10 protein-coding genes are annotated in these 14,442 nt (G+C 62.4%); all 10 read right to left on the bottom strand.

Annotated elements, in window-relative coordinates; all coding sequences use genetic code 11:
- Positions 1-5: 5 nt before the first annotated feature.
- Positions 6-1,583, bottom strand: a complete 1,578-nt coding sequence (locus QUE41_RS15300) for a glycogen synthase (RefSeq protein WP_286339871.1) — start codon at positions 1,581-1,583, stop codon at positions 6-8.
- Positions 1,573-2,844, bottom strand: coding sequence for a glucose-1-phosphate adenylyltransferase (gene glgC / locus QUE41_RS15295; RefSeq protein ID WP_286339870.1), 1,272 nt, complete (start codon positions 2,842-2,844; stop codon positions 1,573-1,575). Before glgC ends, QUE41_RS15300 begins: the two co-directional genes overlap by 11 nt.
- Entirely contained in the window at positions 2,834-5,323 is a 2,490-nt protein-coding gene (locus tag QUE41_RS15290; RefSeq protein ID WP_286339869.1) for a glycogen/starch/alpha-glucan phosphorylase, read from the bottom strand. Before QUE41_RS15290 ends, glgC begins: the two co-directional genes overlap by 11 nt.
- Before the next feature lie 3 nt (positions 5,324-5,326).
- Positions 5,327-7,345 (bottom strand): glycogen debranching protein GlgX, encoded by a 2,019-nt coding sequence (gene glgX, locus QUE41_RS15285; RefSeq protein ID WP_286339868.1) that lies wholly within the window; start codon positions 7,343-7,345, stop codon positions 5,327-5,329.
- Positions 7,342-9,507, bottom strand: coding sequence for a 1,4-alpha-glucan branching protein GlgB (gene glgB / locus QUE41_RS15280; RefSeq protein ID WP_286339867.1), 2,166 nt, complete (start codon positions 9,505-9,507; stop codon positions 7,342-7,344). The genes glgX and glgB overlap by 4 nt, the downstream gene beginning before the upstream one ends.
- Positions 9,504-11,561 carry a 4-alpha-glucanotransferase gene (gene malQ, locus QUE41_RS15275; protein ID WP_286339866.1) on the bottom strand — a complete coding sequence of 686 codons (2,058 nt, stop codon included), beginning with the start codon at positions 11,559-11,561 and terminating at the stop codon, positions 9,504-9,506. Before malQ ends, glgB begins: the two co-directional genes overlap by 4 nt.
- A 170-nt stretch (positions 11,562-11,731) precedes the next feature.
- Entirely contained in the window at positions 11,732-12,457 is a 726-nt protein-coding gene (locus tag QUE41_RS15270; RefSeq protein WP_286339865.1) for a hypothetical protein, read from the bottom strand.
- Positions 12,432-12,695 (bottom strand): late competence development ComFB family protein, encoded by a 264-nt coding sequence (locus QUE41_RS15265; protein ID WP_286339864.1) that lies wholly within the window; start codon positions 12,693-12,695, stop codon positions 12,432-12,434. Before QUE41_RS15265 ends, QUE41_RS15270 begins: the two co-directional genes overlap by 26 nt.
- A gap of 13 nt (positions 12,696-12,708) precedes the next feature.
- Positions 12,709-13,611: a histone deacetylase family protein gene (locus tag QUE41_RS15260; protein WP_286339863.1), complete on the bottom strand. Its 903-nt coding sequence runs from the start codon at positions 13,609-13,611 to the stop codon at positions 12,709-12,711.
- A gap of 108 nt (positions 13,612-13,719) precedes the next feature.
- Positions 13,720-14,436 carry a YccT family protein gene (locus QUE41_RS15255; protein WP_286339862.1) on the bottom strand — a complete coding sequence of 239 codons (717 nt, stop codon included), beginning with the start codon at positions 14,434-14,436 and terminating at the stop codon, positions 13,720-13,722.
- Positions 14,437-14,442 lie beyond the last annotated feature (6 nt).

Genomic DNA, 14,442 nt, shown 5'->3' with positions numbered 1-14,442 from the left:
CAGACTCAGCAGTAGAGGTGCTGGCGGTAGAGTGCGGCTGGGGCTTGCCAGTCGAACCGTGCAGCCCGGGCTGCGTCGGAGAGTGCCCGGCGTTCGGCCCGGGTCAATGCCAGAAACTCCCGGAAGCGGTTCAGCAGCGCTTCCCCCTGGGCATCGGGGCCGTCACCGCGGAACAGCAAGCCGGTGCGGTTGTCCTCTATGGTGTCCGACAGGCCGCCGACGGCGTGAGCCAGCACCGGCTGCCCCTCCCTCATCGCCAGTAACTGACTCAGGCCACAGGGCTCGAAGGAGCTGGGCATCAGGAACAGATCGCCACGACGGTACAGGGCATTGGAGAGAGGCTCGTGGTAGCCGTTGAGGAACCAGAAGTTGGGGTGCCTGGCGGCGATCTGTTGCAGTTGCGCCTCGATGTCGCCATTGCCGTTGCCCAGCATCAGATAGAGCCCTGTGGGGCAGTGAGTGGCCAGCTCCTCGAGCAGGGTTTCCAGCACAGTGCACCCGTTGTCACTGGTGTGCAGCAGCAGGGCGACCTTCTGGTCGGTGAGGCGACAGACCGAGGTGAGCAGCAGCTCTGGCTCCTGTTGAGCCGGCCACATCCGCATCCTCTGACTGGCGATGTAATCCTGGGCGGCGACCCACTGTTTTTTCGCCTGCCAGCGAATCAGGCTGTCTGAGGCTAACTGCATCAGGCGGTGAAACTCTCCGAGCGCTGAGGCTGGCTGCGGGTATTCGATGCCGTTGATGATCCCCACCAGATCCCCCTGCTCGTGGCGCCGTCGAAGGTCGGCTTCCAGCCCCTCTCCGCCACGAAACCCCAATTGTGGCTGATTGGGGCGCAGCACCTCTTTGGCGTATCCGGGGGAGACCAGGTGGATCTTGTCCGCCAGGTTGATGGCGCAGCGCATGGGGTTGATGCAGCCTGGGTAGCGGGGGTCCACCAGCGGCCCCAGCACCCGGCTGCCCAGCTCCAGAGAGAGGCCCGGGAACCAGTGGGCCAGGCTCGAACTGCTGCCCCCCAGGGGACGAATGCCCTGGTGGGCCAGGTTGTGGATGCTGTAGACGCAGCGCACCTGCTTAAGAGATGCGTATCTGGGGTGGTGAGTCCTCAGCAGTGCCAGCAGGGCGGTATGCCAGTCGTGCAGATGCAGGCAGTGGTAGGTTTCCAGCAGATTCTGGTGAAGGGCTTCGGCAACCCCGAGGCAGAACAGGGCAAACTTGGCGGCGTCCAGGGCGTAGGGTTCGCCCTGGTGGCTGCTGTCGTAGATGGCCCCGGCGCCCGCGGCGGCAAACAGGGGATGCTCCAACAGGTAGAGGCTGCTTTCGGCGGAGACCGGATTGGCACAGCGGTAGAGCACCAGGGTCTCCTTTTGGGTGCCGTAGGCCACCTGGATACGGGCCAGCTCCTCGGCCTGTTGTTGAGTGGCAAAGCGGCCGTAGCCGGGCATGATCAGGTCGGCCCGAACTCCCTGTGAAGCCAGGGCAGAGGGCAGATCGCGAATCACATCCCCCATGCCGCCCACTTTGCCACCGGTCAGGGCGCCGTTCTCCGCCGCCGCCATCAATACACGTATCTCAGTCTTCATAGCCCACCTTGAGTCCAAGCATCTCCCGGGTCACCAGCACCCGCCCTTGATCCGTCACCCGAAATCCCCGGGCTTTATCCTGGAGTCTGTCGTAGCCGATCACCATATTGGCGGGGACCTCGCAGCCCCGCTCCAGGATGGCATTGCGTATCTGGGCGCCGCGGCCGATCTCCACATTGGGCAGGATCACCGAGTCCTCCACCAGGGCGTAGTCCTGAACCCGGACCCGGTTGAACAGCACGCAGCGACGCACCGTTGCCCCGGAGATGATGCAGCCGGAGGAGACGATGGAGTCCACGGCACTGCCGCGGCGATCGTCGTCATCGAAGACGAACTTGGCCGGCGGCAGCTGTTCCAGGTAGCTCCAGATGGGCCAGCGCTGGTCATACAGGTTGAGCGGAGGGGTGGGTTGCAGCAGCTCCATGTTGGCCTGGTAGAAGGAGTCCAGGGAGCCCACATCTCGCCAGTAGGGAGGCTCATTGTCCAGGGCACTGCGGTGGCGGTAGGCGTACACCTTATGGTTCTGGATGATGGAGGGGATGATGTTCTTGCCGAAATCCCGGTCCGAGTCGGCCCGGGCGGCATCCTGCTTGAGCTGGTCAAACAGAAACTCGGCGTCAAACACATAGTTGCCCATGGAGGCCAAGCAGTGCTCAGGGTCCTCCGGCAGGCATTGGGGGGCGTTCGGCTTCTCTTCGAAGCCGATGACGCGCTGCTCCTCATCGACCGCCATGACGCCGAAGCTGCCCGCGGCTTCGGGCACCGGCACCTCGATGCAGGAGACGGTCATCTCGGCGCCCCGTTCGACGTGGGCGGCGATCAGGCCGGCGTAGTCCATGCGATAGATGTGGTCCCCGGAGAGGATCATCACATATTTGGGCATCTCGTGGCGGATGATGTCCAGGTTCTGAAACACGGCGTCGGCGGTGCCCTGGTACCAGCTGTCGGAGTAGCGCTGGGAGGCGGGCAAAATCTCGACCGACTCCCCCAGCTCACGCTTAAAGTGGCCCCAGCCCCGGCTCAGGTGACGGATCAGGCTGTGGGATTTGTACTGGGTGACCACCCCGACCCGGCGCACGCCGGAGTTGATGCAGTTGGACAGGGCGAAATCGATGATGCGGAATTGACCGCCGAAATAGACCGCCGGCTTGGCGCGCCAGTCGGTCAGCTCGTGGAGGCGGGACCCGCGTCCCCCTGCCAGGATGATGGCGTAGGTATCCCGGGTCAGGTTACTGATGTATCTGGGGTTGTTACTTGGCATCTTGGGTCTCTCCTTGAACCTGAAGTTGGCTGGGCAGTGCCGGTTTCCAAATTTCGTCCCGGTAGTTGGCTATGGTGACATCGCTGGAGAAGCGGCCACTGGCGGCGGTGTTGCGTACGCTCATTCGGGCCCAGTGCTCCGGATTGGCGTAGGCGTCCGCCACCCTCTCCTGAGCCTGGATATAGGCGTCGAAATCGGCGGCCACCATCCAGGGGTCCCCTGGGGCGGTGACCGCCTGGACTATGGGCTGGAACAGTTGGGGTTCGAGCAGGCTGAAGTGGCCCCCCTGTATGAGCGCCAGTACGGCGGCCAGGGCCGGCGAACGGTCGATGTACTCCTGGGGCTGATAATGGGGTTTGAGCTGGGTGACCTCATCGGCACTGAGGCCAAACAGGAAGAAGTTCTCCTGGCCCACGGCTTCAAGGATTTCGATGTTGGCGCCGTCCAGGGTGCCTATGGTGAGGGCCCCGTTCATCATGAATTTCATGTTGCCTGTGCCCGAGGCCTCCTTACCCGCGGTGCTGATCTGTTCTGACAGGTCGGCGGCGGGACAGATGCGTTCCATGGCGCTGACGTTGTAGTCCGGCAACACCGCCACTCTCAGCCAGGGGGCCATTCTGGGGTCCTGGTTGATCATATGGGCAATGTTGTTGGCCAGCTTCAGCAGCAGTTTGGCCATGACGTAGCCCGGGGCGGCCTTGCCGCCAATCAGGACACAACGCGGTACCATCCCCTGGGTATCACCGTCGGCGATGCGCCGGTAGAGATGAATCAGGTGCAGCAGGTTGAGCAGCTGCCGCTTGTACTCATGGATGCGCTTGACCTGAATGTCGAACAGCATGCTGGGGTCGAAGTTCACCCCGCAGCGTGCCTGCACCATCTGGGCGAGGTCCGCCTTGTTCTGCTGCTTGATCTCCCGCCAGCTGGTCAGGAAACCGGCATCCCCGGTCAGGCCGTTGAGGCTGTGCAGGCTGGACAGATCCTCTATCCATCTGGCTCCCAGGCGCTCATTCAACAGGGCGCAGAGCCTGGGGTTGGCATGGGCCAGCCAGCGCCTCGGGGTGACGCCGTTGGTCTTGTTGTTGAACTTCTCCGGCCACAGCTGGTGAAAATCGGCGAACATTCCCTGGGTCAGCAACTGGGTATGCAACCTGGCCACGCCATTGACGGAGAAGCTGCCCACCACCGCCAGGTGGGCCATGCGCACCTGGGGGCTGGGGTCATCACTGATGAGAGACAGGCTGCGCAGCTTAGTCAGATCTCCGGGCCAGCGGCTGGCCACCTGCTCCAGGAAGCGGGCGTTGATCTCGTAGATGATCTCCAGCACCCGGGGCAGCAGCCGCTCAAACAGGCTGACGGGCCAGGATTCCAGGGCTTCCGGCAACAGGGTGTGATTGGTGTAGGCCATGGACTGGCTGGTGATCGCCCAGGCCTGGTCCCAGCCCAGGCCATGGTCATCCATCAACAACCGCATCAGCTCGGCCACCGAAACACTGGGGTGGGTATCGTTGAGCTGCATTACATTGAATTGTTGGAAGTTCTCTATGGTGCCGCCGTTTCTCAGGTGGCTGTTGAGCAGGTCCTGCAGGCTGGCGGAGCTGAGGAAATACTGTTGCCTGAGTCTGAGCTCCTTGCCATTTTCGCTGGCGTCATTGGGGTAGAGCACCATGGTGATCTGTTCGGCCTGGTTCTTGGCCGCCACCGCCTCGGTGTAGTCCCCCTGGTTGAATTCATTGAGGTCGAACTCGTCGGTGGCTTCCGCCTTCCACAGTCTCAGGGTGTTGATTCGGCCATTGCGATAACCCGGAATGGGCAGGTCATAGGCCACCGCCAACACATCCTGGGTGTCCAGCCACTGATGGTGAATCCGCCCCTGGCTGTCCCGGTAGTGGCCGGTGTGACCACCGAACTTTACCAGCACATTGTGGTGGGGCACCTTCACCTCCCAGGGGTTGCCGTCCCGCAGCCAGCGGTCCGGCTGTTCCACCTGATAGCCATCGACGAACTGCTGGGTAAACATGCCGTATTCATAACGGATGCCATAACCGATGACCGCCATATCCAGGGTGGCGCAGCTGTCCAGGAAGCAGGCGGCCAGTCGCCCCAGGCCTCCGTTGCCCAGGCCGGCGTCATGCTCCTGCTCTGCCAACTCCTCCAGAGAGGCGCCGTAGGCCAGCAGGCTGTCGGTCACGCTCTGATTCAGGTCCAGGTTGAGTACCGCGTTGCCCAGGGCCCGCCCCATGAGGAACTCCAGGGAGAGGTAGGCGACTTTGCGCACCTGCAGGTTGTTGTTGCGCTCCCGGGTGGCGCGCCAGTCCCCCACCAGCTGGTCACGGACGCTCAGGGCCAGGGCTCGGAACAGATCCTCCTGGGTGGGCTTGTCCCTGTTGAGGCTGTAGCGGACGAAATGATCGAAGCATCCTTTGAGACCTTCCTTGGTCTCAGCTGAGGCGGTTTCTTGGGTGGGTTTCTTGGCCATGGGTTACTCCTTTAACGGGGCCCGGAACAGGGCCAGGCTTCGGTCGGTGAGCGTGCAGGGTAGGGCGGTGGGGGCGTCTCCCTCCCAGGTGTGCAGCAGGCAGTGCCAATGGTCGGCACCGCTCAGGCCGGGCGCTGAGAAGTCACAGGGATAGTGCGCGGCGTTAAGCAGCAGCAGCAGGGCTTCCTCCTCATCGTGGAGCAACAGCCCCATGGACCGGTTGTGGGGATCCTGCCACTGGGGCTCGGTCATGGGCTCTGCGCTTGGGGTGAGCCACTGCACCCTCTCCGTGGAGCCGGGAAAGTTGTGCTGGTAGTGGGGCAACCTCAGCAGAGGGTGTCGGTGCCTTAAGGCGATCAGGTGGGCGACAAAACGCTGGAGTTCGCTGTCCGCCTCCCGCCAGTTAACCCAGCCAATGGGGTTGTCCTGGCAGTAGGCGTTGTTGTTGCCTTGCTGGCTGTTGCCCGCTTCGTCTCCTGCCAGCAGCATGGGCACGCCCTGGGCCAGCATCAGGCTGGCCAGCAGGTTGCGTTGCTGCCGGCGGCGAAGGAGTCGTATCTGACCATCCCCGCTGGGGCCCTCATGGCCGTGATTGCAGCTGAAGTTGTGGCTGTGGCCGTCGTTGTTGTGTTCACCGTTGGCATGGTTGTGCCTGCGGTTGTAGCTCACCAGATCCGCCAGGGTGTAACCATCATGACTGGTGATCAGGTTGATGCTCGCCTGAGGCGCACGATCCGTGGCCTCAAACAGGCGGGCACTGCCGTGGATCACTTCGGCCACCGCAGGCAACTGACCGGGTTCGCCGTGCCAAAATCGGCGAAAGGTGTCTCGAAAGCGGTCGTTCCATTCGCTCCAGGGGTGTGGGAACTGCCCCAGGCGGTAGCCATCCGGGCCCAGGTCCCAGGGCTCGGCAATCAGCTTGCAGCGGCTCAGAACCGGGTCCTGGCCTATGGCGTCCAACAGGCCGGCGCCGGCGTCAAAGTGGGGCTGTTCCCGCCCCAGACTGGTGGCCAGGTCGAAGCGAAAGCCGTCCACCCCCATCTGCTCCACCCAGTAACGCAGGGCGTCGGTCACCATGGCCAGCACCCTGGGGTGGGCCAGATTGAGGCTGTTGCCACAGCCGCTGTGATTTTCATAGAACCTGGGGTCGCTGGCCAGGCGGTAATAACTGGCGTTATCCAGCAACCGGAACCCGTAACTGGGTCCCTGCTCGTTGCCTTCGGCGCTGTGATTGAATACCACGTCCATCAGCAGCTCCAGGCCGGCATCATGGAGTCGGCGTACGGTGTCGGCCAGCTCCGTGGGGTCGTTGTCACACAGGTAATCCGGGTGCAGGGCGAAGTACTGCAGGTTGTTGTACCCCCAGTAGTTGGTCAGGCCCTTTTGCAGCAGGAAGGGCTCGCTGACGAAGGGGTGAATCGGCAGCAGCGACACCGTGGTGACGCCCAGCCCCTTGAGGTACTGGATGACCTGGGGGTGCCCAAGAGCGGCCAGCTTGCCTCGCAGCCGCTGTGGCAGATCGGGGAACTCCAGGGTCAGTCCACGAATGTGGGCCTCGTAGAGGATGGTCTGTGCCATGGGGATGCGGGGGTGGTGGTGGTCACGCTGGGGAAGATCCACCACCTTGGCTTTGGGGGCGTAGGGGGCACTGTCTCTGTGATTCATCACCCGATCGTCCTTTTCAAAATGACCTTTGAGTGCCGGGTCAAAGGCAGGCGGTGGGGTGATGGCTCTGGCATAGGGGTCCAGAGCCAGTTTATTGGGGTTGAACCTGTGTCCCTGATGGGGCTGCCATGGGCCATGAACCCGATAGCCATAGAGTTGGCCTGCGGTCACTCCAGCCACCCATGCGCACCAGATCCCTCCCGGGGTTCGTGACAGGGGCACCCGCTTGAGCTCTCGTTGGCCATCGGTGCTGAACAGGCACAGTTCCACCGAAGTGGCATTGGCGGTGAAAAGGGAGAAATTGACGCCTCCCCTGTGTGGGGTGGCGCCCAGTGGCAGGGGCTGCCCCTGACTCACTGACACTCCTCCTGTGCCAGAACCAGGGTGGCCAGTGGCGCCAGGGTGAGGCTGACCCGGCAGGGTTGCCCATGAAGAGGCTCTGGCCGGGTGACCAGGGGCTGGCCATTCACCACGCCACTGCCGTCAAACTCTTCGGCATCGCTGTTGAGCAGCTCAAGGTAGCGCCCCTCAGAGGGGACCCCCAGCTGAAAGTGCTGGCGGGGAACCGGGGTCATGTTGACCACCACCAGCAGGTGCCGGCCCTGCTCATCCTGGCGCAGATAACTGAAGACGCTGTTGTCCGCATCGTTGCACTCAAGCCAACTGAAGCCTTGTGGCTGGTGGTCCAGCTGATGCAGGGCGGGATTGTCCCGGTAGAGCCGGTTCAGGGCCTGAACCCAGGACTGTACCCCCTGATGGCTGGGGTACTCCAGCAGATGCCAGTCCAGGCTCTGCTGATGATTCCACTCGTTCCACTGGCCGAACTCCCCCCCCATGAACAGCAGCTTCTTACCCGGATGGGTCCACATAAAGCCCAGGTAGGCCTTGAGGGTGGCAAACTTCTGCCACAGATCACCGGGGATCTTGTTCAGCAGCGAGCCCTTGCCATGGACCACTTCGTCGTGACTCAGAGACAGGATGAAGTGTTCACTGTAGGCGTAGAGCATGGCGAAGTTCATCAGGCCATGGTGATGGCGGCGATGGATGGGGTCTTGTTGCAGGTAGCGCAGGGTGTCGTTCATCCAGCCCATGTTCCACTTGTAGCCAAACCCCAGCCCCCCGGCATCCACGGGACGGGTGATCCCCGGCCAGGTGGTGGACTCCTCCGCTATCACCTGCACCCCGGGGAAGTTGAAGTGCAGGCGCTGATTCAGGGTGCGCAGGAAGGCGGCCGCCTCCAGGTTTTCCCGGCCCCCTTCGGCGTTGGGCAGCCACTGGCCCTCCTCGCGGCTGTAATCCAAATAGAGCATGGAGGAGACCGCATCCAGCCGCAGGCCGTCGAAATGGAACTGCTCCAGCCAGTAGAAGGCGTTGCTCAGCAGGTAGCTCACCACCTCGTGACGCCCGTAGTTAAACAACTGGGTGTCCCAGTCGGGATGCAGGCCAAGGCGGGGGTCCTCGTGCTCATACAGGGCGGTACCGTCGAGGCGGTTGAGGCCATGGGGATCCGAGGGGAAGTGGGCGGCCACCCAGTCCAGCAGTACCCCAATGCCCGCCTGGTGACAGGCGTCCACCAGGGCCTTGAGATCCTCGGGGGAACCCAGGCGGGCGTCAGGGGCAAACAGGCCGATGGGCTGATAGCCCCAGGAGCCCTCGAAGGGGTGGCTGGCCAGGGGCATCAGCTGAATGTGGGTAAACCCCATCTCCTTGACGTAGGGCACCAGGTCTCGGGCCAGCTCTCTGTAGGTCAGGGGCCGGTTGCCGGGCGCACGACGCCAGGAGCCGGCGTGCAGCTCATAGATGGAGAGCGGGGCCTGGTAGCTGTTCCGGCGACGGCGCTGGGCCATCCACTCCTGGTCCTGCCACTGATACTCGTCGTGGCTTGGAATCCGCGAGGCGTTGTGGGGAGGAAGCTCCATCTCCCGGGCGAAGGGATCGGCTTTGCTACGCCAATGGCCGTCGCTGCCCTGGATGTGAAATTTGTAGTGTTCTCCCGCTGCCAGGGCGGGGATAAACAGCTCCCAGAGGCCACTGTCTCCCTGATGCCGCATGGGATGACTGTGCCGGTCCCAATGGTTGAAGTCTCCCATCAGGCAGACCTGGCGGGCATTGGGGGCCCAGAGGCAGAAGTGGACACCGGCAATCCCCTCTATCTCCCTGGGGTTGGCACCGAGAAAGTGCCAGGCGCGCTCTTCACTGCCCTCGGCAAACAGGTACCTTTGCCGCGGTTCCAGCAGGGAGGGAAACTGATAAGGGTCGATCACCTCGACGCTGTGCTGCTCATACTCCACCTTGAGCAGGTAGCGGAAGGGGCGACGTCGTCTTGGAATGGGCCCATAGAAGTCGCCCTGACTTCCCCACTGGGGCAGGGACGCCACTTTGCGTTTTGGGGAGAGACTCAACAGGGTGACGGCGATGGCCCCGGGAAACCGGCATCCCACCATCAGGGTGTCGCCGGTCATCTGCATGCCCAGTTGATGGGGGGCCAATGGGGCAAGGGGGGCGGCAACTTGGGTCATGATTCAGCTCTCTCCTTGGTGTGAATCCGGTGCAGGTCATCCAGCAGTGAGGCCAGGGCCGGGTCATTGAGCAGACTCTCCAACCTGGGCCCATGGCGACGCTGCCAGTTGGGGTACTCCTTCCAGGTGCCAGGAATGTTGACCGGCTCCGCTTCCAGCAGCAGGTCGTCCAGTTGAATGGCAAATCGGCGGGAGTGGGTGCGGGCGCAGGTCAGCAGGCACAGCCGTGCCAGTGCCGGTGTCCAGGGAGCGTCCACGGTATGCGCTTTGGCCAGGGGCTCGGGCCCATGCTGATCTATCCAGTCCAGCAGAGCTTTTTTTTCCTGTTGTCTTGCGTCGAGCTGCCGGTGAAGGTCGGTGTCCTCGTCGAGGTTCAGGGCGTCGCGCAGACGCAGGTCGTCTGCGCTCCACCACTGCGCCAGGCTGGGGACATCGTGGTTGGAGCTCATGAACAGGCAGGCCTGGCGGTGCGCCTGAGGCGGGGTGAAGGTTTCACCCTGACGGGCAAAAAGCAGTAACTGGTTGCCCTGAATTCCGTGTTGTCCCATCAGCGTGCGGATGGGGTCCGGCACCAGGCCCAGATCTTCGCCTGTGGGTTCGCATCTATGCAGGTGACTCTCTATGGCCAGCAGACTGAACAGGGCGTTATCCGGGTAGTAGACATAACCCTGGCCATCGGCCAGGCACCACCATAGCCTGTGCAGTCCCATGATGTGATCCAGCCTCAAGCCACCGAAGCCGCTCATCTGCGCCGCCAGCAAGCTGCGCCAATGGCGGTACTGGCTCTGCTTCTGGGTGATGGGATTCGTGGGGGCCAGTCCCCAGTCCTGCCCCTGGGGGGCAAAGGGGTCCGGCGGGGCGCCAATGGCGGCATCGCGGACAAAGAGATCTGGCCAGGCCCGGGTCTCCGGACTGCCGTGGGGCACACCCACGGGCAGATCACCCACCAGGCCAATGGCCATTCCCAGCGACAGAGATTGCTGCTGCAGCCGCAGCAGCTGGCGGCGGGCTTCAAACTGCAGGTAGAGGGGCAGTTCAGGGTGGACTTCAAGGTTCAGTTTGCGCCACAGCCAGTGATGCTCGCTGCGGCAATAGGGGGCCAGTCTGCTTTCCCATTGTTCGCGAAACTCTCGAAAGGCACGGGCCCTGGGGCTGTCGCTGTCTTGCACCAGGGCCATGAAGCGCCGGTGCAGCATGTCGTACAGGCTGAATTTGAGGCGGGCGATCTCCTGGTAATCCAGCCAGGGACTCTGGGCCAGCCGTTGTCTGGGACCCTGCCAGCAGGGTCGTTGCAGCTCATGGGCCAGGGCATTGGCTTCGGGAATGGCGTCCAGCTCCAGGTAGAGGGGATTGAGGCTGTGGCGATCCCCCGGGGCGTAGGGGCTGACATTGCCCTCCAGCTCATAGTCCGGGGCAGCCAGTGGATTGAGCTGGATAAAGCCGGCCCCTTTGCTGGCCAGCAGAGGCAATAACCTGGTCAAGTCGCCAAAATCCCCGATGCCCCACTGGCTCTCGCTTCTCAGGCGATAGAGCTGCAGCAGGACGCCCCAGTGGTGACCGGTTGTCCGATAGGCTTGATTTGGCGTCAGCGCCAGGGTCACTGGATGGGCCTGACCGTCGACCGTGACGCTCGCCTCCAGGTATCCGGGCGCCTCTCCCAGCCAGGAGGCGGGCAGGGGCAACTGAAAGCGCCGCAGGCGCCGCCCCTTGTGCCAGTATTCGCCGCACTCCACGGCGCTGTCGCCAGTGAGGACCAGGTCGGCGGCATCACTGCGATGAAGGATCAGTTCGCGAGGGAGTCGCTCTCCTTGCAGGAGCAGTTGGGGATCGCTGAGCTGCACCAGTTGAAACGGGGGGATGGTTTGGTGCCAGGGCAGGGCATCGAGCTCTTCGATGCGGCTGCTGACCCGCTGTTCGTTTGGGGTGGCCAATGGGGGGTGGAGGGCGCCGAGCAGGGCCAGACGTTGCGCCAATGGGGTTTGCTGCGCTTCACCGTTCATGTCCCGGTAAGCGTCGCCCACGCCTTGCAAGTAGAGGAGTTTCTCCAGATCCACGCCTTGTCGTCCCTGAAACTGTGTGATGCCCGCCGAGTCCTAACATCGCCGCACTATGTGTCAGCGGTGTGTCAGTTCCGTCTCACTTGGTTGAATATGAATCGACGCACTGACGCCACTAAAACTAGACCTGGGTAGGGAAAAGCGCAAAAAAGCCTGAGAGGATTGGGTTATTGCTGTTGATTATGGGGAGTTGGCATGGCCAGGGAGTGGAACTGGGTCATCTCAACCTCAAGCACCAGAATCCCCAGACGACGGACCTCCAGGCGCGCCAGCTGGTTGCCCAACTCCGGTGCAAACCAGAAATCGGCCACCCTGGACTTTCTTGGGTGAGTCTGACGAAGGTGCAGGGCGGTGACCTCTCTGTCCATCAGCGACAGCGTGGTCATGCCGAGGTTTTCGAAGCGATAGTGGCGAGTTTCATCGCCCCAGGTGTAGCTGGTGACCACATCCTGGCCGGGTGCGGCCAGCAGCGGCAGGTTCTGCAACATGGTGGCGGCGCCCTGGACGGCAGGCAGCATGGTGTCCGGATACTGAATGGGCTCACCGTCTTCCGTTACCGCCATGGTGCCCTGAGCGTCCACAGTGCCCTGGTAGGCCACAGGGAACCAGCCGTGCACTTGCGAGGAGAAGCTGTCGGTGTGCCAGCGTTTGCCGAACCAGCTCATTCTGCTGAGGTTGCTGGCGTCGCCGAACAGGCAGAAGTCACCACTGCCTTCGAGCAGGGCCTGCTGCCCGTCCAGTCTCAGGCTTTGGGTGCCCTGACCACAGGACACCCCCTGGCTGCTGGCCTGGTAGTGAGCGGTAAAAGGGGCGGTGGGCACGGGCTTGGCCACTGCTGGCAGGCCGGCGACCAGCAGCAGGCAGAGCTCAATCTTTACGGGGGTGATTTTCAATGTACTCCTGAGCCCGCTCCAGGGCCTGGTCTACGTTTTTCTGCATGGCGATGAGCTCATCCATGGAGGCGTAGGCGCTCAGATCCACCCGGTGTCGGAAGTAGCGACAGGGAAGCTGGTTGAGAGTCAGGCAGAAGAGGTCGGCCAGCTGATCCTCATCGAACTTCTCTCTCAGTTTGCGCTCAGTGACGGTCTGATCCAGCAGGATCTCATAGTAGTTTCTGATTTCAGCGTCCATGTGTCAGGGTCCTCTATCCCAGAGTGAAGGCGGCGTGGAACAGCTGCGCATGGCGCCTGGTGAGGCTGTCGGGATCGCGGTCGTAGCCGCCGCCGATAACGCAGGCCAGGGGGATGGCGCTGTCCTTACATCTAGATAGTACCAGCTGTTCCCTCTGGCGTAATCCCTCATCGCTCACCTCCAGGTAGCCGAGGCGATCATCCTTGTGCACATCGACCCCCGCATCGAAGATCACCAGATCCGGGCTGTGCAGCCTCAGGGCCAGAGTCAGGGCCTGATCCACCGTCTGCAGATAGGCGTGATCGCCTACTCCTTTCTCCAGTGGGAAGTCCAGGTCTGAGGGGGGCTTGCGGCTGGGGAAGTTGGACTCGCAGTGCACAGAGCAGGTGATGATCTCTGGTCTGGAGGCACAGAGCGCTGCGGTGCCATCACCATGGTGGACATCCAGGTCGAAGATAAGCACCCGCTCGACCCCAGGCTGGGTCAGGGCTTGCTCGGCAGCCAACACCAGATCATTGAAGACACAGTAGCCGCTGCCAAAGTCGAAATGAGCATGGTGGTAGCCTCCGGACAGGTGCAGGGCCAGGCCATGTTCCAGTGCGAGATGGGCAGTCAGGCAGGTACCGGACACCGACGTCAGGGTGCGCTCCACCAGGGTCTGGCTCCAGGGAAAGCCCATGCGACGAATCGCTTTGGGATCCAGTCGATTCTCCATAAAGGCCTGGCTGTATTCCCGGCTGTGGCAGCGCTGGATCGCCTCTGGCGGCAGAGGGCTGGGCTGGTGCCATTGAAGTTGTTGCCTGGGAAGGGTGGCCAGCAGATGGTCCCGCAGATGGCGATATTTGGTGATGGGGAAGCCGTGAGTGGGCGGCAGCACCAGTTGGGAATAGATGGGGTGATAGACGCAGTGCAGCATGGGCGACGGCGGCGGGAGAGGTTCCCGCGTTGGGGGCTGCTGACTCCTGGGAGCAGACTCGGTGTCTGACCGACACCGAGCCCTTACCTGGAAGCAGCCTCCGGGGCCTTACATGTTGGAGATGGCCCAGGTCATAAACTCTTTGCGAGTTTTTTCATCGGCCTGCTGCCACCAGTATTTCAGCATCGCTTCTGGGTTCAGCTTAACGTCACCCTGGAGTTGAGCCTGGTTGGCTGGCTTGCTCTGGCTGGGGGCGGTAGCGGCAACGGCGCTGGTCGCCACGGTGGCAGTAGTGGCCACGGCTGCGTTGGTGGCGCTGCCCGCTGGGGCGGTGGCCGCAATCACTTCCTGCTTATGCTTCTGCTCGGGAGTCAGCTCCTTGGTCAGGGTATCGATGATGCTCTCCTCGCGGATGCTGGTCATCTCGATGCTGTACTGGACCTGCTGGCCACCGGAGTGGGTCACGGACACCTTGGGATCTTTGGCGAAGGCCTTGGCTTGCTTCAGATCGCGGATGGGGGTTTCGGGACGCAGCTTGTATTCGCCATCGGCGTCGATGGTGATGTGCAGCAGGAAGGGGTCGGAGTTGACCCGCTGGTGACCGTCACCATAGGGCTCTTCGATGAGATCCTTGTAGACCAGGGCCACAGTGTGTTTGCCCTTCTCCAGCTCCAGTTCATCTTTGTGGCTGAAGAAATTGGACTTCACCTCCTGGCCATTAACTGCGATGAACTCCATGGACAATGGAATGTTCAGTTCAGCTGCCAGACTGTTCAGGCTCATGCCTCCGGCGATTAGTGCAGCCATCAGTGAGGCTTTGTTCATCCTGTG

This window comes from Ferrimonas sp. YFM (assembly GCF_030296015.1).
GTDB lineage: Bacteria > Pseudomonadota > Gammaproteobacteria > Enterobacterales > Shewanellaceae > Ferrimonas.
Note: the sequence above shows the minus strand (reverse complement) of the source record. Positions and strands in the feature narration are given on the sequence as shown.

Coding starts and splice junctions, on each gene's coding strand:
- QUE41_RS15300 (WP_286339871.1), bottom strand. CDS start 1,583: ATGAAGACTGAGATACGTGTATTGATGGCGGCGGCGGAGAACGGCGCC.
- glgC (WP_286339870.1), bottom strand. CDS start 2,844: ATGCCAAGTAACAACCCCAGATACATCAGTAACCTGACCCGGGATACC.
- QUE41_RS15290 (WP_286339869.1), bottom strand. CDS start 5,323: ATGGCCAAGAAACCCACCCAAGAAACCGCCTCAGCTGAGACCAAGGAA.
- glgB (WP_286339867.1), bottom strand. CDS start 9,507: ATGACCCAAGTTGCCGCCCCCCTTGCCCCATTGGCCCCCCATCAACTG.
- QUE41_RS15265 (WP_286339864.1), bottom strand. CDS start 12,695: ATGGACGCTGAAATCAGAAACTACTATGAGATCCTGCTGGATCAGACC.
- QUE41_RS15260 (WP_286339863.1), bottom strand. CDS start 13,611: ATGCTGCACTGCGTCTATCACCCCATCTATTCCCAACTGGTGCTGCCG.
- QUE41_RS15255 (WP_286339862.1), bottom strand. CDS start 14,436: ATGAACAAAGCCTCACTGATGGCTGCACTAATCGCCGGAGGCATGAGC.